General features: G+C 58.0%; 20 protein-coding genes. 14 read left to right on the plus strand and 6 right to left on the minus strand.

Going from position 1 to position 22198, the window contains the following annotated elements; genetic code table 11:
- The first annotated feature begins 227 nt into the window (after window positions 1-227).
- The 7 genes from R3F00_RS07505 (at window position 228) to R3F00_RS07535 (ending at window position 7912) form a co-directional block, all read left to right on the plus strand.
- Window positions 228-2057: an FAD-dependent oxidoreductase gene (locus tag R3F00_RS07505; RefSeq protein WP_371281153.1), complete on the plus strand. Its 1830-nt coding sequence runs from the start codon at window positions 228-230 to the stop codon at window positions 2055-2057.
- Between the two features lie 444 nt (window positions 2058-2501).
- Window positions 2502-2657, plus strand: coding sequence for a hypothetical protein (locus R3F00_RS07510; protein ID WP_371281155.1), 156 nt, complete (start codon window positions 2502-2504; stop codon window positions 2655-2657).
- Window positions 2654-4492 carry a 2-oxoacid:acceptor oxidoreductase subunit alpha gene (locus tag R3F00_RS07515; protein ID WP_371281156.1) on the plus strand — a complete coding sequence of 613 codons (1839 nt, stop codon included), beginning with the start codon at window positions 2654-2656 and terminating at the stop codon, window positions 4490-4492. The genes R3F00_RS07510 and R3F00_RS07515 overlap by 4 nt, the downstream gene beginning before the upstream one ends.
- Before the next feature lie 56 nt (window positions 4493-4548).
- Entirely contained in the window at window positions 4549-5145 is a 597-nt protein-coding gene (locus R3F00_RS07520) for a hypothetical protein (protein WP_371281157.1), read from the plus strand.
- A complete protein-coding gene (locus R3F00_RS07525) occupies window positions 5142-6197 on the plus strand; it encodes a 2-oxoacid:ferredoxin oxidoreductase subunit beta (protein WP_371281158.1) in 1056 nt (351 codons plus the stop codon). The genes R3F00_RS07520 and R3F00_RS07525 overlap by 4 nt, the downstream gene beginning before the upstream one ends.
- Before the next feature lie 258 nt (window positions 6198-6455).
- Window positions 6456-7109 carry a hypothetical protein gene (locus R3F00_RS07530; protein ID WP_371281159.1) on the plus strand — a complete coding sequence of 218 codons (654 nt, stop codon included), beginning with the start codon at window positions 6456-6458 and terminating at the stop codon, window positions 7107-7109.
- Window positions 7109-7912: an ATP-binding protein gene (locus tag R3F00_RS07535; RefSeq protein WP_371281160.1), complete on the plus strand. Its 804-nt coding sequence runs from the start codon at window positions 7109-7111 to the stop codon at window positions 7910-7912. Before R3F00_RS07530 ends, R3F00_RS07535 begins: the two co-directional genes overlap by 1 nt.
- Window positions 7913-7915: 3 nt before the next feature.
- Here R3F00_RS07535 and R3F00_RS07540 read toward each other — a convergent pair whose 3' ends face one another.
- The 3 genes from R3F00_RS07540 to R3F00_RS07550 form a co-directional block, all read right to left on the minus strand.
- The gene (locus R3F00_RS07540) at window positions 7916-8947 is read right to left on the minus strand and encodes an SPFH domain-containing protein (RefSeq protein ID WP_371281161.1); all 1032 of its coding nucleotides are present in this window, start codon (window positions 8945-8947) and stop codon (window positions 7916-7918) included.
- A gap of 409 nt (window positions 8948-9356) precedes the next feature.
- Window positions 9357-10133 (minus strand): peptidoglycan-binding protein, encoded by a 777-nt coding sequence (locus tag R3F00_RS07545; RefSeq protein WP_371281162.1) that lies wholly within the window; start codon window positions 10131-10133, stop codon window positions 9357-9359.
- 23 nt (window positions 10134-10156) lie between these two features.
- Window positions 10157-13084, minus strand: a complete 2928-nt coding sequence (locus tag R3F00_RS07550; protein ID WP_371281163.1) for a hypothetical protein — start codon at window positions 13082-13084, stop codon at window positions 10157-10159.
- Between the two features lie 417 nt (window positions 13085-13501).
- Between R3F00_RS07550 and R3F00_RS07555 the strand changes: the two genes are divergently transcribed.
- The gene (locus tag R3F00_RS07555) at window positions 13502-13894 is read left to right on the plus strand and encodes a helix-turn-helix domain-containing protein (RefSeq protein WP_371281164.1); all 393 of its coding nucleotides are present in this window, start codon (window positions 13502-13504) and stop codon (window positions 13892-13894) included.
- 229 nt (window positions 13895-14123) lie between these two features.
- Here the strand turns inward: R3F00_RS07555 and R3F00_RS07560 are convergent, their stop codons facing one another.
- Window positions 14124-14816: a 2OG-Fe(II) oxygenase gene (locus tag R3F00_RS07560; RefSeq protein ID WP_371281165.1), complete on the minus strand. Its 693-nt coding sequence runs from the start codon at window positions 14814-14816 to the stop codon at window positions 14124-14126.
- Between the two features lie 295 nt (window positions 14817-15111).
- The gene (locus R3F00_RS07565) at window positions 15112-15960 is read right to left on the minus strand and encodes a DUF4105 domain-containing protein (RefSeq protein ID WP_371281167.1); all 849 of its coding nucleotides are present in this window, start codon (window positions 15958-15960) and stop codon (window positions 15112-15114) included.
- Between the two features lie 392 nt (window positions 15961-16352).
- Between R3F00_RS07565 and R3F00_RS07570 the strand changes: the two genes are divergently transcribed.
- From R3F00_RS07570 to R3F00_RS07580, 3 genes are read left to right on the plus strand one after another with little or no spacing between them, the layout of a single operon-like run.
- Window positions 16353-16691, plus strand: coding sequence for an NIPSNAP family protein (locus R3F00_RS07570; RefSeq protein WP_371281168.1), 339 nt, complete (start codon window positions 16353-16355; stop codon window positions 16689-16691).
- Window positions 16688-17032, plus strand: a complete 345-nt coding sequence (locus R3F00_RS07575; protein ID WP_371281169.1) for an antibiotic biosynthesis monooxygenase — start codon at window positions 16688-16690, stop codon at window positions 17030-17032. The genes R3F00_RS07570 and R3F00_RS07575 overlap by 4 nt, the downstream gene beginning before the upstream one ends.
- A gap of 4 nt (window positions 17033-17036) precedes the next feature.
- Window positions 17037-17744 carry an ArsR/SmtB family transcription factor gene (locus R3F00_RS07580; protein WP_371281170.1) on the plus strand — a complete coding sequence of 236 codons (708 nt, stop codon included), beginning with the start codon at window positions 17037-17039 and terminating at the stop codon, window positions 17742-17744.
- Between the two features lie 15 nt (window positions 17745-17759).
- Here R3F00_RS07580 and R3F00_RS07585 read toward each other — a convergent pair whose 3' ends face one another.
- Window positions 17760-18128: a hypothetical protein gene (locus tag R3F00_RS07585; RefSeq protein WP_371281171.1), complete on the minus strand. Its 369-nt coding sequence runs from the start codon at window positions 18126-18128 to the stop codon at window positions 17760-17762.
- Between the two features lie 775 nt (window positions 18129-18903).
- On the opposite strand from R3F00_RS07585, the gene R3F00_RS07590 reads away from it, so the two are divergent.
- From R3F00_RS07590 to R3F00_RS07600, 3 genes are all read left to right on the plus strand, one after another.
- Entirely contained in the window at window positions 18904-20277 is a 1374-nt protein-coding gene (locus R3F00_RS07590) for a choice-of-anchor Q domain-containing protein (RefSeq protein WP_371281172.1), read from the plus strand.
- A gap of 278 nt (window positions 20278-20555) precedes the next feature.
- A complete protein-coding gene (locus R3F00_RS07595) occupies window positions 20556-21299 on the plus strand; it encodes a hypothetical protein (RefSeq protein WP_371281173.1) in 744 nt (247 codons plus the stop codon).
- 277 nt (window positions 21300-21576) lie between these two features.
- Window positions 21577-22198: SDR family oxidoreductase (locus R3F00_RS07600; protein ID WP_371281174.1), on the plus strand; the 622-nt coding region annotated here is incomplete at its 3' end.

Consider the following 22198-nt stretch of genomic DNA (forward strand, 5'->3'; position numbering starts at 1 on the left):
TTCGGCAAACGCGAACAATCCAACCCTCTGGCCCAGCCATCAACAGCCGAGAATCCGCCTGGATCGAATCCCGAATCCCCATCCCGAATCCCCCAATTGTGCGCCGTGTCTTTCATTCGCGGCGGCACCGTGTCTAGACTCCGGCTCAGCCGTGTCACGGGACCTTCACATCAGGTGGAGCGCCCCGATTCGCCGGGGGATCCGGCCTGTCGCAGCGAGGGAACCAGGTGCAGCCCACCGACATCAGTGATCCGAAGTACTTCCATAAAGTCGTCGATTGCCAATGGGCCTGTCCGGCCCACACCCCAGTCCCCGAATACATCCGATTGATCGCGGCAGGGCGTTACGCCGATGCCTACATGGTCAACTGGGAGTCCAACGTGTTTCCGGGCATTCTCGGCCGGACCTGCGACCGACCCTGCGAACCGGCCTGCCGGCGCGGTCGCGTCGAGGAAAACAACGGTGAAAAACCCGAACCGGTGGCGATCTGCCGGCTCAAGCGCGTGGCCGCCGACAACAAGGGCGAGGTCAAGGCACGCATGCCCAAGCCAGCCGCGAAGAAGAACGGCAAGCGCATCGCCTGCATCGGCGCGGGCCCGGCCTCGCTGACCGTCGCCCGCGATCTGGCCCCTCTGGGCTACGAGATCACCATCTTCGAAGCCGACCCGAAGGGCGGTGGTTTCATGCGCACCCAGGTGCCGCGCTTCCGCCTGCCCGAATCGGTCATCGACGAGGAAGTCGGCTACATCCTCGATCTCGGCGTCGAACTGAAGGGCGGCCATCGCATCGACTCGATGCGCAGCATGCTCGAGAAAGGCTACGACGCCGTCTTCGTCGGCTCCGGCGCACCGCGCGGACGCGCCTTGAAGCTCCCCGGCTCGGAAGAAGCGGCCAGACACATCCATATCGGTATCGACTGGCTCTCGTCGGTCTATTTCGGTCACGTCAAGAAAATCGGCAAGCGCGTGATCGTGCTCGGTGGCGGCAACACGGCCATGGACTGCTGCCGCTCGGCACGCCGCCTTGGTGGCGAGGATGTGAAAGTCATCGTCCGCTCCGGCTTCGACGAAATGAAGGCTTCGCCCTGGGAAAAGGAAGACGCCGCCCACGAAGGCATTCCCATCCTCAACTTCCTTGTGCCGAAGAGTTTCGTGCACGATAACGGCAAGCTCACCGGCATGACCTTCGAGAAGGTGCGTGCCGAATTCGACGAGCGCGGTCGCCGCAAGCTGATCCCTACCGGCGAGCCCGACCAGCAATTCGACTGCGATGAAGTGCTCGTCGCGGTCGGTCAGGAAAACGCGTTTCCCTGGATCGAGCGCGACCTCGGCATCGAGTTCAACGAATGGGACATGCCCGTCGTCGACGAACGCACGCATCAGTCGAGCCTGCCGCACGTGCTGTTCGGGGGCGATGCCGCCTTCGGCCCGAAAAACATCATCTGGGCCGTCGCCCATGGTCACGAAGCGGCGATCTCGATCGACCGGCTGCTCTCCGGCGAATCCACCGCCGACCGCCCGCCACCCGAGGTCAAGGTGCTCTCGCAGAAGATGGGCATCCACGAGTGGAGCTACGACAACGACATCTCCGGCGACGAACGCTTCAAGGTGCCGCTGGTTCCGTTCGCCGAAGCCATCAAGAGCATGAGCACCGAAGTCGAACTCGGCTTCGATGCCGCCACCGCCTGGAAGGAAGCCCAGCGCTGCCTCAATTGCGATGTGCAGACCGTCTTCACCGACCAGGCCTGCATCGAATGCGATGCCTGCGTCGACATCTGCCCGATGGACTGCATCAGCTTCACCGCCAATGCCGAAGAAGACGTGCTGCGCAAGAAACTCACCGCACCCGCCCTCAACCTCACCCAGGACTTGTACGTCTCCGGCCCCCTCAAGACCCAGCGCGTGATGGTCAAGGACGAAGACGTCTGCCTCCATTGCGGCCTCTGCGCCGAACGCTGCCCCACCGGCGCGTGGGACATGAAGAAAGTCCTCATAGAAATGACCCACGCCAACACCCCGACCTGCCCAAAGAAAACCCGCAAGCAGGAGGCCGCGTGATGGCCCCTTCAGTCGACACAAACGCAAAAGCTCTTCGTAGGAGGCCCTCTCAGGGACGATGCTCTTCTGCATCCCACCCGAAACGCATCGGGCCTGAAGGCCTCTCCTACGAAGAGCGCGACGACGCACTGCCACTTTTTCGTCGGGTTGCACACCACAATTCCATCGTAGGAAGCGGCTTCAGCCGTCCCGAAATGGGGACTTCTTTCGGTCGCCATGCTCTTCAACACGTCGCACCAGAAGCATCGCCCCTGAAAGGGCCTCCTACACAGGCTGGCTGCCTCGATGCGAGGGTTGCCCCATGACCCCCATCACCGCCACCAACGACTTCGTCATCAAGCTCGCCAACACTCATCGTTGTTCCTTCTCCCGCTGGCGGGAGAAGGTCCCGCAGGGGGATGAGGGTGGTGCTCCTGCTGTTGCTTCTCACAGGGGAGCAACCCCATGACCCCCATCACCGCCACCAACGACTTCGTCATCAAGTTCGCCAACGCTCATCGTTGTTCCTTCTCCCGCTGGCGGGAGAAGGTCCCAAAGGGGGATGAGGGTGGTGCTCTTGATCCTGACTTTGCAATGCTTCATCGGCAGTCTCTGCAATGACCCCCATCACCGCCACCAACGACTTCGTCATCAAGTTCGCCAACGTCAACGGCTCGGGTTCCGCCTCGGCCAACGAGATGTTCGCGAAATCGATCCTGCGCATGGGCGTGCCGGTTAGCCCGCGCAACATCTTCCCGTCCAACATCCAGGGCCTGCCCACCTGGTACGAAGTCCGCGTCAACGAACAGGGCTGGCTCGGGCGTCGCGGTGGCGTCGACTTGATGGTCGCGATGAACCCGCAAACCTGGGATGCGGACGTCAAGGAAATCGAAACCGGCGGTTATCTCTTCTACGACAACAGCAAGCCACTGCCGAAATCCCGCTTTCGCGACGACATCACCGTCATCGGCATGCCGCTGACCCACATCAGCAACGCCACCTATGACGATCCACGCCAGCGCCAGCTGTTCAAGAACATCATCTATGTCGGCGCGGTCTCGCACCTGCTCGGCATGGACCCTGACGTCATCGAAACGCTGATCAAGCAGCAATACAAGGCCAAGGCCAAACTGCTCGACGCCAACATCCATGCCCTGCATCTCGGCATCGACCACGCCAAAGAGCACCTCGCCCCAATAGGCCTTCACGTAAAGAAGGCCGACAACGTCGGCGACAGGATCTTCATCGACGGCAACAGCGCTGCCGCACTCGGCTGCGTCTATGGCGGTGCCACCGTCTGCGCCTGGTATCCGATCACGCCCTCTTCCTCACTGGCCGAAGCGTTCCAGTCCTACTGCCAGAAATACCGCGTCGATCCGGAAACCGGCAAGAACCGCTACGCGATCATCCAGGCCGAGGACGAGATCGCCTCGATCGGCATGGTCACCGGTGCCGGCTGGAACGGCGCGCGCGCCTTCACGACCACCTCCGGCCCCGGCGTTTCGCTGATGAACGAATTCATCGGCCTGGCCTACTTCGCCGAAATCCCGGTCACCATCATCAATGTGCAACGCGGCGGCCCCTCGACCGGCATGCCAACGCGCACCCAGCAATCCGACGTGCTGGCCTGCGCCTATGCCTCGCACGGCGACACCAAGCACGTGCTGCTGTTTCCGGAGGATCCGCACGAGTGCTTCGAATTCTCGGCCCAGGCACTGGATCTGGCCGATCGCCTGCAGACGCCGATCTTCGTCATGACCGATCTCGACATCGGCATGAACCAGCGCCTGTGCGAGCCGTTCACCTGGGACGATGCGCGCGACTACGATCGCGGCAAGGTCATGACCGCCGAGGAACTCGAAGCGGGCAGGGACTTCGGTCGCTACAAGGATGTCGACGGCGACGGCATCCCGTACCGCACCTATCCCGGCACGCATCCGACCAAGGGTAGCTACTTCACCCGCGGCACCTCGCGCGATCCCTACGCGCGTTATTCCGAACGTGGCCCCGACTACACCTACAACATGGAGCGCCTGCTACAGAAGTTCGACACGGCCAAGGCCATCACGCCGCAGCCGATCCTGCGCACGGCGCAGAAGAAGGCCGCCTTCGGAGCCATCTTCTACGGCTCGACCAGCCCGTCGATGGCCGAAGCCATCGACGCGCTGGAAGCCCAGGACCTGCATCTCGATACGTTACGCGTCCGCGCCTTTCCGTTTCCCGAATCGGTGCGCCAGTTCGTGCTCTCGCACGAGCGCGTCTTCGTGATCGAACAGAACCGCGATGCCCAGTTGCGCAGTCTGCTGATCAACGAGTTCGATCTCGACCCGGCCCGCGTCGTCAAGATCCTGCACTACGACGGCACCCCGATCACCGCCCGCTTTATCGCCCGTGCCATTGCCGAGCACATGCGCGGCGCGAGCGTGTCTTCGCACGCCTCCGAGAGAGTTGCATGATTTCGGAAGCAAACCTGTGCCGCCTTGCTGTGCTGAGTGGCATGCTGGTTTGCTTGATGACGACGCCAGCTTTCGCAGCCAGCAGCGTCCACGGAACGATGGAAGGCGATACCTACGTCGCCCCGATGGGAGACTATCGCTGCCAGATACCCAACTTCGATTCGCGCGACATCAAGCTCGATGAGGGCTTCGGCAAGGCCGGCGGAACGGCAGCGTTCATCAGCTTTCTCAACATCACGCGCGTGGATGTCGAGAAGGTGGAGATCGGCGTCCCGGCGACGGAGATGACGCCGGAGCTGGTGCGCGAACTGCATACCTTCTACTTCCAGGAGCAGGTGGTTCCACTGGTGAAGGCGGGCGTCAAGGATGCATCCATTGTCAGCAAGGACTACCAGAGCAAGGCACCTACCACCTACCGATCGGTCATGAAGCTGCCAATGGGCAAGCGCAAGGGTGGCGACATGATGCGTGCATCCATTCAATACACCAACGGCGACTTCATGTATGTCGTCAGCGTTTCGAGATACATGAAACCCGAACGTGGCTGGTCGGAGGCGCAGGATGCCGAAGAACTCATGAAAGAAGCCGAGCGCGCATTCGCCCGTTGCCAGTTTCCACCCATCCCGACAGGGAACAGTGAGCCAGTCACATGACCTACATCACCAAGCCCAAGCTCCACCATCCGACCCTTCCCAAGAACGCGCTCTGCCACACAAGGCGCGACTACGAAGGCAAGATCTCGACGCTGTGCGCCGGCTGCGGCCACGACTCGATTTCCGCAGCCATCATCCAGGCCTGCTGGGAACTCAACGTCGAACCACATCGTGTAGCCAAACTCTCCGGCATCGGCTGCAGCTCGAAAACCCCCGACTACTTCCTCGGCCAGTCACACGGCTTCAATACCGTGCACGGACGCATGCCCTCGGTACTGACCGGAGCCAACCTGGCCAATCGTGAGCTGCTCTATCTCGGCGTCTCCGGCGACGGTGACTCGGCCTCCATCGGCATGGGCCAGTTCGTCCACGCCATGCGCCGCGGCGTCAACATGGTCTATATCGTCGAGAACAACGGCGTCTACGGCCTGACTAAGGGTCAGTTTTCGGCCACCGCCGATGAAGGCTCGATGTCGAAGAAAGGTGTGAAGAATACCGATTCACCGATCGACCTGATCGGCCTTGCCTTGCAACTCGGTGCAACCTACGTCGCCCGCAGCTTCTCCGGCGACAAGGCGCAACTGGTCCCGTTGATCAAGGGTGCCATCCTGCACCAGGGCGCCGCCTTCCTCGATGTCATCAGCCCCTGCGTCGCCTTCAACAACCACGCCGGCAGCACCAAGAGCTACGAGTACGTCAGAGAACACAACGACGCCGTCAACCGCCTCGACGTCATCCCGACCCGCAGCGAAATCCTTGTCGACTACGAACCTGGCGAATCCATCGAAGTCGCCCAACACGATGGTTCAACCCTACGCCTGCACAAGATCGAACCCGACTACGACCCCCGCGACCACATCGCCGCCACAAACTACGTGCAACAGCATCATGCGAAAGGGGAGGTCGTGACGGGATTGCTGTATGTCGATCCGGACCCTTCTGACCTGCATCAACACCTGGGAACGGTGGAGGCGCCGTTGAATAGGTTGGGAGTGGGGGAGTTGAGTCCTGGACTGGATGTGTTGGATCGGATTAATGCGGGGTTGAGGTAACGAAACAGTAATCGTAGCAGTGGGTCGAATTGACTACCGGTGTGGTCAAATAGAAAATCTCTTGGATGTTAAAGTGCACTATTGCTTGGTGGGTATTGTTCTGCTCGCGTACCCACTCACCAGCAGAAACAAGATTTCAAGGCTAATGCGCCTGATTTCGCTGCTCATTGGAGAGCGTGTCAGGTTGGCTTGGACATTTGTTGCTGGGATGAATCTCATTCTTCTACGGAGCGGTTGTCATAACCATTAGGAAAGTCGATGTACTTCCAGATAGGAAATCCAAAGCCCTTGTCGTCGCTGCGACCATCGCTTGAAAACTTGATGCAATTGAAAAGAAACTATCAGATAGCTGTAATCGATGACGAACCCTTTGCCAAATCCGATTCTCTTCGTGCGCACAAATTTAGCATTGTCGAGCTAGGTGATATTAGAGCGGTAGATCAAGTTGCTGAGTACCCGATCGTAGTGTGTGATATTAGAGGGGTTGGTGGCGCTCTTCACTCAGAATTGGAGGGTGCTCACCTTGTCGCTGAGATTCGAAAATCCTACCCGGATAAGTTTCTTGTCTCCTACTCTGGGGCTCAGTACGACATTAGATATAACGAGGCATTGCGGAGCGTTGACGCATCGCTTCCTAAAGATGCTTCCACTAATGAGTGGGTCCGAACCATTGAGTCTGGTCTACTAAAGGTGGGTAGCCCAAAGGAGCGGTGGCTCAGACTAAGAAGAACGCTTCTTGAAAGAGGAGTCGAAATTCATGAAGTATTCGAACTCGAACAGAGATTCATTCGCGCAGTTCAGAAACGTGATGCCACTAAGCTCAAAGTTGGAGGAATACCCGAAGAGGCAAAAGAGCTTGTCGTTACCTTCGCTAAGATAGCTCTAGTGCAGATCATAAAGGGGTTGGCGTAATGACGAATTACGACAAGCAAGATAGGAAGCTGAAGAAGCTCATCAAGGAGCTTGACGATGCGCTAGCAAGGGCAGAGAGCGCGGAAGCTGGAAGGATCAAGCTATATAGAATTCTGGACGGGATAATGCATGAAACTAGGCGACTCAATGCTGAGGTTGCCAATTCGTGCGAAGAAGTGTCAAAATGTATAAGTAATAATAACTATGCGCAAGCTGGCCAGCGAGCAGACGATGCGTTTTATATGTCTGGGCTTATCTCATCTCGTCTAACATTCGCTGATTTCGAGATCAACCCTGACTCTCTTTCTAGGCAAGTAAGGTATAGCGCGGGGCTGTACAGGAAGTTCGATAAGGCGCGCCAAATTCTATTTCGAGCCGCAAGTCGAAGAGGAATTGAAATTCAACTTCATGGTCCATCTCGGAATGAGATTGATGTAATGCCAGCTTTCGAATTGGTTCCTTTCGTCTTGATCGACAACGCTGTCAAGTACTCTCCAGACGGTCAAATAATAACCATTGAAGTGCAAGACAATCCCATGCCGGGCATCAGGGTGCAGGCGACAGTTCAATCAATTGGTCCTATGGTAACCCCAGACGAGTTATGCAAGCTTTGTTTGAGAGGATACCGCGGACAACTGGCAACCCAAAGTTCAATCCCTGGAGAGGGAATTGGGCTCTATCTAGCAGAAACGCTTGTCCGATTGGTCAACGGATCTCTGCAAATCCGGTCTTCTTCGAATTCAATGTACGGTGTAGGTGGGGTGGACTATTCAGAATTCGAGGCCCTTGTGAATTTTCGATAGTATTCACTCGGATTTGTGTTCAGAACTAGCTGATTTTCTCCCCGATGCACTCATCGGTGGCGTATCGATCGTCAACTCCGCTAAGTCTCTTCCGATTGCGACAACATTAGGCAGTGATCCATTCCACCGCTGAGTAAGATCATTGCCGATTTGCCATGAAAGTGACTCAGGGGATTCATCAAACTCAGCGCGGCGAAGTTTTGCCAGTTCCACGCGCTTCTGCGCCAGAGCGAGGTTGAGATTGATTTCTGTCTCGTCGGCGGCGGCTCTGGCCGCAATAGTTCGTTTGCGGAGCTCCTCTATCTGGAGTTCTGTGGCGCTTTGGATCCGTGATTTGCTGACTTCGACATTTACTTTAATGCGGTAGCCCAAAGTAAGAATTGAGATGCCTAGTTCAGGAATGGATGAGTACCTTCTGTTAGAACCCTTAGCGATGGCAAGGTCAATAATCGCCTCGCTATTATTCACAACTTGTGTCTCGACTTCTGTTAGTGTTTTGCTGGTCAGGACTGATCGTGCTGCGTTTCTGCAGATATCTCCGATCAACTTCTCAATTTTGGCTTCTCCATATTGAGTGCTGGATCTTCCGAAGTTCTCGATGAGAGCGACTACTGCTAGACTACTCTTGTCGAGTTTGTAGCTAACTTCAAGTAGAACCTTGATCGGCACGTTGTCTGCGGTGTTCACGGACACACCGTCATCCAGTAAAGCCTCAACCAGAATCTTCTCGGGTTCTACGGTCTTATCTGTTATGAGCAGAAATTGCCGCGTTGTTGGATATCTACGAATAACATTGAAATATGGCATATACCAATGAATGCCAGGATCTAGTGGCCCTTCGGTGACTCTGCCAAAGCTGCTTACAAGTACCAACTCGTCATCGTGAACGGGAGTAAACGCAAACCCTGCCACAGTAGAAATGCTTGAGATAAGTACTATCGCCATCCATTTCCCCGCGGTTGTGAAAAAGATGGCTGCCGATAGTCGCTTCAAGAAGCCACTTCGAGTAAGTTCATGCTGTTTATTTGTGTCCATGTGTCTTCTCGCAGTGCGGAAAAGTCGTGTGGTCCATAGAGTAGTGCTCCCCAAAACTCGGGTTAGGTTGCACTTTTCAGGTCAGTTTTGGGCGCCCGATTATTGCGAGACAAGGGTCCGAAGTAAGGGTCAGGTTGCACTTTCGCGGCATCGGGGTCAGGTCCACTTTCGTACCATGGGATACAACTGGGGCATCTGCAATTTTCATAAGCCAACGGATGGAGAGCAAAGGCGCCGCGTAGGTCACCTGCCATCCGAGTTCGCGGAATCCCTACTCGAACAAAGCGTCCTATCCACAGAACCATCGCCGAGCGCTTTTCTCGAAACCAAGGGCTTTGCTGAAAGCCTGCCGATGCTGAGTTTGGGGGCAGGTCAAGACACGCATGCTTTTCTAGATAAATTCCCGCAACTAGTTGATCAGGCCAAGGTCGATAAAATCCTTGGAGTCGGCTGTTCTGGTTCGTAGCACGACTTCGTAACCTTCGCGGCTTCCGTCGTCGTTGGTGTTGCCTTCTATCGTGCGAAATGCCTTCCCGCTCGGCGCAAATGCAAATCCGGTATGCGTCCAGTCGTTTGGTGTTTTCCGAGCGATGAAGACATGGCAATCTGTTAGCTCCGCTTCGGAGAATTTCCTTTCGGCTCGAAAGCGCCTTGAGTTCTGCGCATCTTTGGCGAGCACATCGCAAGAGAATGTGCGTGGCAGCGGGCAAGGAACTCCCATGATTTCTGCTGCCTGACTGGCGATGCTGGTTACAAAACCAGCGCACCACGGCCAATTTGCGCCTTGATTTCCAGACATGTATGCACGCACCCAAGGTCCACAGTTCTGCCCTCCGATCTCTACGGGTCGCCTTTCTGCGTGCTTCAACGCCAGCTCGAGAACGGCTTGGGTATAGGTTGTCATCTGTCCGTCCAACGCCTTAATGGCCAGGAGTTCTTGCATGGGGGTTACAAGCGCCGACCAAGATTCCGCGTCGAGCGTGTTGCTAGTTGGCAAACCCAAATGCTCGCGATACAGGTTCAGTGCCATGCCGGTGGCCGCCTGGAAGTCACCATCAATGACGACGGGGAACCCTTGCAGGCCTAGCCACTCCTGCAACCTGCGGACATTGATTCCACGTGAACCAGCCTTGAGTTCACCCGGGAATTTCGTCTCCTTGGTGGCGGCCCGCGAAAAATAGTCCACATTCACTCCCCAACGAGAAACCGTCAGAACGCGATGATTCGCGCTGTTCCATCCGGTGCACTGATTCGAGCGATTGCTACGAGCAGGACGTCATCTTCGTTTGTCAATTGGGCGAGTGTCGCGAGAAGTGCGACGGCAAATGACGGTGCCTCATCGACCCAGTAGAATTGTCGAAACCAGCCAGCCAGTCCGCTGTTGACGCGCTCATTGATGCTGTCCAGAGCCTTGAAGTAGATTCTTTGGCGTACAGGGACTGAATCGAGTGTCGCTGCCTTCGCCTTGGCTGCTGAAAATGCGTCGCCGGCACTACCCATTGCTCTCAGTGAGTCCAGAAGGCCGCTTGCCAGCTGGTTTATTGCACGAACGTTTCGATAGAGTCGAGATGCAGGAGAATCTTGTGTGGTTGACGGCAGGGGCACCCCCGTCTTTTCCTTGAAGCGCAACGATAACTGATCCTCATTCAGCCCAGCGATTTCGCCGATTTCCCTGGCGACATCTCGTGCGTCGGTACTGTTCGCCAATGCACGAAGGGTTGCGATACTAAGGTTGGCGGCGCCGACGGCTACCAGCGCTGATCGCGCCGAGTTGAGGATGCGCTCGGCACCCTGCGTCGTTGCACTGCTGGCAATCAGCGACTGCAGCGCGAGAATGTCAAGTGAAACTGCTGAAGAAATGGTTGCCTGGAGCGGTTGGTCTCCGTAGACATCCAGTGCGTGTTCGATCGCCTCGCTCGAAAAAAGCTGTCGCGAAAAGCCAGAGGAATTAAATGACGACAGGTAATTGCTGAGCTCTTTGGGCTTCATTCTCTTGTCTTCGTAGTTGAAGTCGAATCCAAGGGTCAGTGGCAATGCGGAGCGTGGGTTGCTTAAAGCGGCCGCGAAGTCGATGCTTCCAATCATTCGTGCGCCGCTGGATTCTCCAAACGCCTTGACGCTCGTAGCGCTCGAGAAATTGCCGCTGGCAATCGTGATCGTTCCGCTGGCGTCTACGTCGACTCTGGCTTCTGAGAGATTCGATCGCGTCCAAGCGATACCGTGACTACCAAGGTTGAGTGATAAATTGAGGCTGCGTTCACGCTTGACTGTGCTTGAGAAGATGCCCTCAATCTCACTGATTTCTTCACATTCGCGGGCTTGCTCAAGTATGTCCCACAGTGAATCGAGCCGTCCGGTTAGCAGCGAGCGGTAGAGCAATTTGGTTCGAGGAGTCATCTTCCTGATCGTGAATGCAAGTTCGACGTCGCTCGTCTCGCTCTTCGCGTACGTAGCCTTGAGAGCAAGCCCAAGCTTGATGTCGAATGCGGCGTTGAGAGCCTTGATGACCTTTGTGCGCGCTTCTTCGTAGAAGGTGAGCAACTTGATTGCTGGGGAAAGAAGATTCGTTGCGGCCTCGTTTGCCTTTGTCACTAGTGCATTGACGTTTTCTCCTATGCTGGCGAAGACAGCAAAAAGACCTTCGAGGCTTCCTGCGTTACCGTCAACGATTTCGGCGAGGTCCTCCTCAAGTTCGGATTTGATCGCTTTCAGTGGCTTGGCTAGCCAGACAGCCAGAGAATTTACGACAGCCTTCGTATCCTCTCCCTCGGTTCCAAAACGCTCAGCCAGCATCCGGCCAAGGTTCCTCGCCATTGCATTCGGGTCTTCTAGGTCACCCCAAAAAGGCGTCGCCGTATTGATTTGCTCCTTGATCTCATTCAGCAGTAGCATCTTTACGTGTGCCACTGCATCTCCCGAAGACGCACGTCCCAATAAAAGTTCGGCCAACAGCTTGATGGTCGGATCCTTCGTTCCTATGGATTTGTCCAGCTTCTCAATTAGGGTAGTACCAGGAGCACTCCATTTCTGGAGCTTTTCGAGTAGCCCACCCTGATCCGGAAGCAGGCGGTCAACGATCGGTTGTGCAATGTCGCCAAGCCCCTTGACAGACATTTCGGCGGTGAGATCAAAGCCAAACGTGCGACCGCCCTTGTCGAGTCTCGCTACACTGACGCGAATGCTCTGGTCGGGATACAAGCGCTCCACGGCAATGCGAAACTGTCCGGACCTCGACCAGCCGACAGACAAGCCAGCACCAACCTTTGCATCTGCCGAGATGTTTGCTCCGTTGTAGGAATTGGTGCCGGCATAGGCCCAGGTGTAGCCAGCAGCAATCGAAGCGGAAAGATCCAAGCGGCCCGATGCATCGAGCGAGAATCTTCTGAGGCCGCGCCACTCGCCGGTTGTGCTCGGCTGCGACAACTGCCGGCCTACGCTTTCCAGATCCCAGGGCGTTACCAAATCAGAGATGCTATCGACCAGAGCTCCAACAATCGTTGTTTCCGATGGCCATTGGTAGTAAGCGTTTAGGGCCATGGCGGCTCCGGTACCAGCCTTTCCGTTCGCACTACCGCCATTGAAGGGAACCTTGAAAGAGCCCTCAACGTCTACGGTCCCTGCGATTGATGCCTTCAGGATCGCGTCACTTGCAGGAAATGCGAGTGGCGGTCGAAGCCCGGCTTGTGACGCTTTGAGAACGTCCAAAGTAGCGCTGAATCCCATACCACCTTTTGCGGCGAACGTGACATCTCCGTTCTTGATTGCGAATTTCTTGCTGCTTTCCAGTTCGTAGATAAGTGACGATTGCGCATCCCGAAGCTTGCGGGGCACTGGCATTTTTTTTTCGCCTTGCGTGTCAAGCAGAAAATTGCCAACAGGTCCCTCCAGCAAGCCCTTCAGAAATGTACTGTTGGTGGAGAACTGAGTGACCGCGCTTTCGAGCAACTGGCCGAACTTGGAGTTCGACTTTCCGTTGTTGTTCAAATGATCCCACAGTTGTAGAAGCGCGCCGTCGATACTGCTTCCTTGCTTGGAGGATATATGACTTAGTACATCAGACAAAGGGGTGCTGCCATTCAGTTCGAAGCCCTCTCCGTCCGGCATTTTTACGATCAGGCCGCCATTTGAGTTCGACATGCTTTCCTATCCTGTCGTCTTGGAGCTTTCGAGAAACGCGAAGATTGGGGTCCAGTGATTCGTGTTGGATGAAGGCAGAAAGCAATGTCGCATACACTCGATAGCAAGCTATATGTCCGATCCCACAGGTGATCGATTGCGCGATGAGTGACTACGAATCCGGGGGCGCCCGCTCAAGAGCTAAAAGATAAATATGAAGTGGGTTAAGTGATGTATTGGTTGATCTTCCTGTTCCCGATCTCGATGATGCCTGGATTCCGATAAATGAAAAATAGCGCATAGTGATGGCAGCATTAGAGTCACTTAATAGGCGTTCTTTAATGCGCAGCGCTTTATAGATATGGGGAACTAACTCAGGTAGACTGAGTAATGCTAGTAAGCTTTGCTGGATGCTAAGCAGGGCTTAAGTGAGGACCAATGGCTATCCCGAAGCGTCGTCTTTCCGACAAGGCATTTTCCGGATCCCTTCCGGTTAGGATCCGGCATTCGAGGCGTCTCGGGAAATTGACTCAGGCAGCGCTTGCAAAGGCTATTGGCGTGCAACCTAGCGCAGTGGCCCAGTGGGAACTGCCGAATGGCACATCACCCACGGTTTCACACCTGCTGAGCGTTGCAGATGCTTGCTGCGTAGCGTTCGAGTGGCTGGCGACGGGAAGGGGTGTCGCCGGTGCCCAGCCGTCAGAAATCGCTGCTGTAGATAGCAGCTCATTCGCAGCGGATCACCTTGAGGAACGACTGTTGCTGGCTTTTCGCAGGGTTCCTTCCCGCAAGCGAGAAACGTTCGTCGCCTGGATGGAATCGTTTTTCTAGGTGTGGCCGACGGGGTGCCACTAGGTTGAAGCGTAGTGGCCTGCTTCCAGAAAGACTACGCTTTCCGTCCTTCTTCCTGCTGAACCGAGCTATAGACCCCACAATTGATGACACGAACTAACCGCCTCAGAGAAGTCCACGCTATCGGCATGTTCCAGCGTCAGGTCATTGATCCGAAAAGCGGCGTGGAACTGCTCGCGTGGCAGGTTCCGTGTCGATCAGACCAACCTCAAGCCTGCTCGCTACGTTGGAACAGTATCCATGACGTGGCGATGTACTTGTCGCGGTTTTTTGGCATGTTGCCGCGGTGGGTGTGGGTGAACGCTGTCGGGGCGATCAGCAGGGCGCCGGTCTTCGGTGCGATTTTGCGATGCTGGTAGTAGAACTCGGTTTCGCCTTCGTCAAATTCGTCGTTGAGGTAAACCGTCCAAAGTAGCGAGCGGTGCAGCGTCTCGAAGCGGTCCGCCTTCGGCGCCAGTTCGCAATGCCAGCGCGGATAACCACCCTCGTCGGCGATATATTTCTGAAGGTTTATGTTGCCGGGACGGAACACTTTCGCCACCACGGCACGCAGCGTGTCGTCCGGCAGCGCTGCTACAGCTTCCGGATCAAGTGCCCTCCTTACGCCGGTCGCAGGGTCGACGAGGTTCAACCAGTGCGGGCCGAGAATTGCATACGCGTACTTGCGCACGTACTGCAGCAAGCCGGCGAGCATCGCGTCGTTCAATGCCCGCTCTTCGGCCGCCCACTGTGGCTTCCCGGCGAGGCCAATGTCCCAGCTGTTCTTGTGGCTGACATCGACGCCGCTGCCGGTGCTGCCGCGCTTTGCTTCCGCACTGGCGTCGAAGCGCTGGATGAGCGACGTGCAGATCTCGCGCGGCAGTGCGTTTTCGTAGACTTCAATGAAATCGTGATGGCTCATGGAATGGCTGCTTTGCAGGAGCAAAGGCGAATGCTAACCCAGCGTCGACGCTATCAGAAACGTTTCAGGGGGATCGGATGCCGGTTGAATGCCTGGGCGCGCCAGTCAGTCTGGGGCCGATCAATCTTTTCGACCGGCATGTCCGGCGAGGCCTATCGTCAGTTCGTCAGTAGGGCTTGGGGCAGGTCTACCTATGTACCCGATGGCCAAGACTCGGTCAGGTTGCGATTTCCTCGGCGTACAAGAGGGACACACTGACCAGACAGTTTCGACGTTTTTTGCAATCTAGCCGGGCTCACTTCAGACGCGAACGAATTGCCTCGGAGAAGTCCGCGTTGTCGGCATGTTCCAGCGCCAGATCATTGATCCGAAAAGCGGAGCGGAACTGCTCGCGGGGCAGGTCCGTGTCGATCAGGCCGAGGTCATAGGCCAGATCGTCCGAGTATGCCGGCAGCATGATCTTGTAGCTGTAGGGAATGGGCTCCGGCGCGATGAGGCTGACATGATCAACGATGTTGCTGGTACAGGTGCTGGTGAGCGTGTTGTAGAACTCCGGCTGCAGTGCGAGTGCATTGGCGCGTTCCAGCATTGAGACGAACAGCGCTCGCGCCGCGGCCTGGGTCGCGCGCATGGGGTAGAAGTACACGTCGTCGTGACGGTGGTTGGCGCGCAGGCCGATCAGGTCGCGTTCGTCACCGACGATGTAGGTCAGCTCATACTGGCGCAAGAGTCCAAGCAGCGGCGAGAAGGATTCGCCCCGCTCCTTGCGGATCTCGACCGAGATGGCTACATATTCGCCATTGCCGAAGCCGAAGCTCAGGAACGTGTGCGCCGGTCCGCGCCACGTGGCAAAGGGTTCGACGATATACCAGACCGATTCCAGTTTACGCAGGTCGTAGGTGCGATCTTCCCAGTGCACATCGAAGTCTGTCGTCGATCGATAGTAGGCGTTTCGCACGTTACGCACGCGCACGCTGTCGCCGGAAAATTCCGCGGTCGCAAGGCGCTGTTGATCAGGTGACCAGTCGCGTTCGTTCGAAGGGTGCAGCAATAGAACCAGCAGCACGTAGCTGACGATGGCGGCAGCAGCGAGCACCAGCAGGCTGCGGCGAATAAGGTGGCGGCGACGTTTGAGTGCGGTCATGTGCCTGCCATGGTAAACGGAGTCGGGTCGAAGTTTGTGCTTTGGGGCAAGCCTGGGCTGTCGACACACGGACCAACGTGGAGTGGCTTGGCCAAGCGCCGGGTCTGACCAGGTCGGCTACCTGGCGTTGCGTGGTTGCACCCGTGAAAGGCAAACAGCGGGAGGACCCGCTCATGGGCACGCCAGCGAGCCCGGGGTGAGGGCGTTTCATTGGGTTTTTCCAAAGCGGAATGACCGACCCAAAAGGCCACAACGCGTTGCCTTGGCGATGTCTCGTTTCGCGCATCAGTTCTGCGCCCCCTGCATGGGGCACGATTCGGTACGGACCGAAACATCCCTGGTCACTGAGAATGCAGAGTAGCTCGGTCGCCAGGCGGGAGTGATCCACCATCATGTCCATCACGTGCTTCATCCGTTATCAGCTGGATCCATTTCAACGCGCAGCGTTCAAGCGCTACGCGGAAACCTGGGGCCATGTCATTCCACGTTGTGGTGGCCACCTAGTCGGCTATTTCCTGCCTCACGAGGGCAGCAACGACATAGCGTGGGGCCTGATCCGCTTCGACGGCATGGCCGCCTACGAACGCTATCGGGCCCGGTTGAAGGCCGACCCGGAGGCGTGTGCCAATTTCGAAATGGCGAATACACAGCGATTCATTCTGCGCGAGGAACGTACCTGGCTCGAGGATGTGGCCAGCGCGTGTGACCAGCCACGGCAGGTGGCTCCATGATCGCCGTCATCTTCGAGCTGGAGCCCTGCGAGGGAGCAACCGATCGATACTTCGAACTGGCCGCCGAGTTGCGTCCGGCGCTGGAGGCGATGGAAGGGTTCATCTCGGTAGAACGGTTCGAGAGCGTAACCAGCAAGGGCCGCTATTTGTCGTTGAGCTTCTGGCGTGATGAGGCGGCCGTGCGAGCCTGGCGTTGTCACGGCTTGCACCGGGGCGCCCAACAGGAGGGACGGAGTTCGGTATTGGCCCGCTATCGTTTGCGCGTAGCCCATGTCGTTCGCGACTACGGGTTGCTGGATCGCGGGGAGGTTCCCAGCGATTCCCTGTCTGCTCTAATGTAAGGCCATGACAGCACCTCACGAACCCAGACTTGCGCGTGTTGCGGCGATGATCGCCGATCCCGCGCGTTCTCGGATCCTGTCGTATCTGCTGTCCGGTGAATATGCCAGTGCGGGCGAGCTCGCCAGGGCAGCGTCGATAACGCCGGCGACCGCAAGCGGCCACCTGGTCAAGCTGATGGATGCGAGCTTTGTCGTGTGCGAGCCTCGTGGCCGGCACCGCTACTATCGTCTCGCGGATGCTGACGTGGCTCATGCGCTCGAAGCGCTGGCCCTGGTGGCCGAACGCGATTGTCATGATCGTGAGTGGCGCCACCCCGATCGTCAGTGCCTTCGCTTTGCCCGCTGTTGTTACGGCCACCTGGCTGGCAGCCTGGCGGTGAAGCTATTCGACGCATTGAAGAGCGACGGGTGCCTGCAATCGTCTGGCGACGGATTCGAGCTTACCGATGCAGGGCACCGTTGGTTGTCGGCCCTCGGCTTGCAGGTGAATCCGCCGAATGCTCGTCGGCGATTCGCGTACCCCTGTCTTGACTGGTCTGAAAGAAGGGACCACCTTGCGGGTCAACTGGCTGATGAGATTTTCCAGCATTTCAGCGCTTGCGGTTGGCTGCGCCGCGGTCAGGGACGCGCCATTGAACTCACGGCGCGGGGCAGGCTGGATCTGCTTCCTGTTTTAAAGCGAGCCGTCGCGCCGGCAAACGACGGTGCCTGAGAGCGCCATAGCCAACTACTGGGCTTTGTCGGTCGCCATGGTCGTTGCTGCTGCCGCTTGCAACCCGGTATCGCTTCCTCCCACCACAACGTCGCAGGCTGCCTGGTTCGTACAAGCGAGATGGATGCCCTGGCAAACACTCGGTGCGGCAGCTTGAGACCAGAAGACATCAGGTTTCGCGGGATTGTCGCCTTGTGAATCGCGGTCGAACCATTCAATCCTGAGCATGCCGTCGGTGTCCGCCACGACATTGGGAAGGTTGCTTTCGCTGAGATGGACAATTCCGCCTGTCGAAACCTCTGCGGCGTCCGAGCCTTCCACATCGGTCAGTTGAAAGATGATTCCATTCGGATCATCCGGGGCTGTTGAAGAAAACAGGATCATGGAATCCGAAGGCCGAGCCGGTGCGAGTGAGCTGACGGATGCATCGACGGAAGCGCCGGTCATGGCATTGCCGGCACCAATGTTCAGGTAGACGACCGCATTTCCCGGCGCGTAGTTGAAGTAGGTGCCGCTGGATGTCCTGCCCGCGGGAGACAGGCATGCCGCATTCGGCCCAGCGGGATGCGCCGGTACAGCATCCGATGGCAGCGGCACCGGGACCGTCGCACCAACCGATGGGTCGCGTGCGGCAAATCTGCCGCCCGCTGCCATTGCAACCGACGTCGCGCATGCGCAAAGCAGGGCAAGAAGGCCGGCGCCCGTCAGCAATCGCCTGGCAATGGAAGAACCCCGGTGGCCGGTGACATCGATAACGTGCTCGATCACGATGCATCTCCAGAAAGGAAAGGTTTGCTGCGTGTGGCGACAGAAACACCATCCGACGTCGCGTTTGAGCTTTCACACTATTGCGCTCGCTTGCCCAGGTCTTCGGCGCAAGGCTCAAGCACACGCCATGGGCGTCGGTTCAGGCCGAACCGAAGAAGAATGAGGAGTTTCGTGGTTCCGATGCTCAGCGCTTCTCGCAGCGATGCAACCAAATCCCGCTCCAGGGCGCACTCACCACAAGCGTGTGTGCGGAGATTCAGGAATCTAGTGTACGAAAGGCCCGCTTTCACTTACCTTTGCACTTTTGCAACATAGGACGTGCAAAACCTGCCCCTTGCTTCGATCGCATTTTCACGCCGGCATCCGCCTGTCAGAGCCCTGAGGAAACATGATGAGCTTGTCCAAACTGCAGCTGTCCACGTTTCTGCTGTGCATCGTGCTTTCACCTTCATTGGTGCACGCAGCAAGCTTCAGCGTTGATCGGCTCGATGATGCGGCCGATGCGAATCCTGGCGATGGCGTGTGTCTGGCTGATGGCGGCGGCTGCACACTACGGGCCGCGCTGCAGGAGAGCAATGCGCTCGCTGGTGCCGATCAGGTCGTGCTGGGAAGTGGAGTCCATACATTGTCGCTGCCTGGCGCGGAAGAAGATCTGGGTGCGAGCGGGGATCTCGATGTCAGTGATGCGCTGGAACTGATCGGCGCCGGGTCGGACGCCACGGTGATCGATGCAGCGGCCCTGGACCGCGTGCTGGATCTGCAGGATGCCGCAGCGCCTCGGGCGATCAGTCTGCGTGGGCTGAGCCTGATCAACGGTGTGTTGATCAACTTCTCGTTCAGTCGCGGTGGCGGCGCCGGGTTGCGCGTTGGCCCGCTTGTACAGCTGGAACTCGAAAACGTGACGATCCGCGACAACCGCTCGTCGGTCTTCGTTGACGCCGTGGGTTTGAGCAACCGCGGCTGTATCGTCGGCGAGCGTGTTCGCCTGCTCGACAATCGCGACCCCGGGGATGTAGGCGGGATGAGCGCATTCGCCGGCGCGATCTTTACCGCCGGTGCCGATTCCTGTCTGGACTTGAGCGACAGCGAACTCAGTGGCAATCATGGTGACCAGGCCGGCGCCATCTACGCCGACGATGCCGCTCCGATCACGCTGCGGCGCACATTGGTTAGCGCCAACCTGGCCCGCTTCGATGGCGCCTTCCTGCTCAATAATTCCAACGAGGTGCTGCTGGAGAACGTGACGATCACCGGCAATCGCGGCCTTGGTGCGGTGCTGGTCGACGGGAATGCCACACTGACGCTTCGAAACTGCACCGTCACCAACAACACGGGGGCCTTCGGCAATCCAATCGTGGGCGGCATCCATGACGTTCACGGAGGCTTTGGCCGCACCTTCATCAGCAACACGATACTGTCCGGCAACGGACCGGGCACTCTGGCCGACGACTGCCGCGTGATGCGTTCGCTGGACGGCGGCAACATTCTCGGCGACTCAACGCGCTGTCAGCACCAGATGCTGGCGAGCGATCAGCTCGATGTCGACCCGGGTCTGGGTCCGCTGGCCGACAACGGCGGATTCACGCAGACGTATTTGCCCGGTGCAAATGCCATCGATCATGGCGTGAGCGACGCCTGTTTGAGCGAGGATCAACGCGGTCTCAGCCGACCCCAGGACGGTGACGGCGATGGTCTGCCCGGCTGCGACGTGGGCGCGGTGGAGGCAGACAACCCGGATAGCATCTTTGCCGACGGATTCGAGTAGCTCCCGGCCTGCTTGCTCCTCCCCGGAATTGCATTCGAAAAGTGCCACCTGACACGTCTTTCGGGGTTTTGCGGCTCGGTGGGCATTGACGGAGACATTCAGCAGTCGGGCATGCCGACCCATTTCGGGCAATGGTGCTGCGTCGCTATTTGGGATCTGCCGTCGTCTCTCGGCATTGTGACGGTCCCGATCTTCGGGTGCCGGGGCCAGCCTACGGTGTTTGCGTCAACTGCTCGTTCCAACGCACTATTCAAGCTGGCAACGAGTGAGGCAACGACGTGATCAGCAAGCGAGCCTTCGCGTTTTTTCGCCAGCGCGACTGGTCCGGAATGATATTCGAGCTGTTGATCGTCGCGCTCGGTGTCCTGCTCGGTATCCAGGCTTCCAACTGGAATGATGATCGTCTCAGGCATGCGCGGCAGGATGAAGTGCTGGCGCAGCTCGGTGCGGAGCTCGACCAGACGATCGCCGAGGCCGACCAGCGCATCGCTTTCAGCGTTCGCATGGTTGACGAGATTGGCGTTGTCATTGGAGCGGCAGAAACGGGGCAGCTCAACCCCGAGGACGACGCGAAATTCCGCTCGGGCCTCAACCTGCTGGACAGCTGGTGGAAGCCGGCCTGGCGTCTGGGCACGATTGACGAGCTGGTCTCCAGGGGCGAGCTTGATCTCATCCCGGATGCGACGTTGCGCGCTGGCCTGATCGCCTACCGCGACACGGTCGGCGTCATTCGCGGCGACATCGAGATGATGGTGGGCGATATCTACCAGCACATGCCGACGGTCGTTCGCCACGTCCGCTTCGATCCGACCAGCGCTGTTCTGGAGGCAAAGACCGAAGCGGACATGCTGGATGCCAAACTGTTTGAAGTTTCTGCAAACCCCGCCGAGCTCCACGCCGATCCTGATGTGCCGAGCGCACTCGGCGCGATCCGGCGCGATCAGGTCTATGCGCTGGGCAACCAGATCACCATACGCGAAGAGGCCGTTCGCCTGCGCGAGCTGCTCAAGGCAGTGCAATGATCGACGGTGAAAGCCGAAGGGATGCCGCCAGGCCCGGAGCCGGTTGCGCTTTTCAAGCCTGCACCAAGATGCTCTTGCCAGGCTGGATGGGCGGCGCAAGTAGAGCCAGTGCGGCACTGATCAGATCTGTCTTTCGCAGATGTTGATGCGCAGTCGGGCAAATGTGCGGGGTTCGCGGATATGCACTCCCTTGCGCGTCACCGTTTCCCCAGCCCCGCTTGATCACGGGCACGCTTGACTCCATGTTCTGATATCCATCCAGTATCAGGAGATAGCCGTGTCCACCATTCTTGTCACCGGGGCAAACCGCGGGATCGGGCTGTCACTTGCTAGGCACTATGCCGCACGCGGCGATGACGTGATTGGCGCGTGCCGTGAAGGCAGCGATGCCTTGAAGGCGACTGGTGCGCGCGTCGAGGCCGGCGTCGACGTCACCGACGCTGATTCGCTGGCGGCACTGGCGAAACGCCTGGGCGACACGCGCATCGACGTGCTGGTTTGCAACGCCGGCATCCTTTCCAGGGAATCCCTTGGCGAGATCGACGAGGACGGATTCGAGCGGATGCGTCGGCAGTTCGAAGTCAATTCGCTCGGGCCGCTGCGCACCGTGCAGGCTTTGTCGGGGCATCTGGCGAAGGGCGCGAAGGTGGGCATCGTAACCAGTCGCATGGGATCGGTGGCGGACAACGGCTCCGGTGGCTACTACGGCTATCGGGCATCAAAAGCGGCCGTAAACGCGATTGGCAAGTCGCTGGCGCTGGATCTCAAGGATCGCGGGATTGCGGTGATGCTGCTGCACCCTGGATACGTGGCGACCGAGATGGTCGGAGGCGGCGGCGACATCAGCCCGGACGCGGCTGCCGCGCAGCTGGTCGAACGCCTCGATGCGCTGACGCTTG

The organism is Dokdonella sp. (genome assembly GCF_041395345.1).
In the GTDB taxonomy this organism is placed as follows: domain Bacteria; phylum Pseudomonadota; class Gammaproteobacteria; order Xanthomonadales; family Rhodanobacteraceae; genus Dokdonella.

Coding starts and splice junctions, on each gene's coding strand:
- R3F00_RS07510 (WP_371281155.1), top strand. CDS start 2,502: ATGACCCCCATCACCGCCACCAACGACTTCGTCATCAAGTTCGCCAAC.
- R3F00_RS07515 (WP_371281156.1), top strand. CDS start 2,654: ATGACCCCCATCACCGCCACCAACGACTTCGTCATCAAGTTCGCCAAC.
- R3F00_RS07520 (WP_371281157.1), top strand. CDS start 4,549: ATGACGACGCCAGCTTTCGCAGCCAGCAGCGTCCACGGAACGATGGAA.
- R3F00_RS07525 (WP_371281158.1), top strand. CDS start 5,142: ATGACCTACATCACCAAGCCCAAGCTCCACCATCCGACCCTTCCCAAG.
- R3F00_RS07530 (WP_371281159.1), top strand. CDS start 6,456: ATGTACTTCCAGATAGGAAATCCAAAGCCCTTGTCGTCGCTGCGACCA.
- R3F00_RS07535 (WP_371281160.1), top strand. CDS start 7,109: ATGACGAATTACGACAAGCAAGATAGGAAGCTGAAGAAGCTCATCAAG.
- R3F00_RS07540 (WP_371281161.1), bottom strand. CDS start 8,947: ATGGACACAAATAAACAGCATGAACTTACTCGAAGTGGCTTCTTGAAG.
- R3F00_RS07550 (WP_371281163.1), bottom strand. CDS start 13,084: ATGTCGAACTCAAATGGCGGCCTGATCGTAAAAATGCCGGACGGAGAG.
- R3F00_RS07555 (WP_371281164.1), top strand. CDS start 13,502: ATGGCTATCCCGAAGCGTCGTCTTTCCGACAAGGCATTTTCCGGATCC.
- R3F00_RS07560 (WP_371281165.1), bottom strand. CDS start 14,816: ATGAGCCATCACGATTTCATTGAAGTCTACGAAAACGCACTGCCGCGC.
- R3F00_RS07565 (WP_371281167.1), bottom strand. CDS start 15,960: ATGACCGCACTCAAACGTCGCCGCCACCTTATTCGCCGCAGCCTGCTG.
- R3F00_RS07570 (WP_371281168.1), top strand. CDS start 16,353: ATGTCCATCACGTGCTTCATCCGTTATCAGCTGGATCCATTTCAACGC.
- R3F00_RS07575 (WP_371281169.1), top strand. CDS start 16,688: ATGATCGCCGTCATCTTCGAGCTGGAGCCCTGCGAGGGAGCAACCGAT.
- R3F00_RS07580 (WP_371281170.1), top strand. CDS start 17,037: ATGACAGCACCTCACGAACCCAGACTTGCGCGTGTTGCGGCGATGATC.
- R3F00_RS07585 (WP_371281171.1), bottom strand. CDS start 18,128: ATGATCCTGTTTTCTTCAACAGCCCCGGATGATCCGAATGGAATCATC.
- R3F00_RS07590 (WP_371281172.1), top strand. CDS start 18,904: ATGAGCTTGTCCAAACTGCAGCTGTCCACGTTTCTGCTGTGCATCGTG.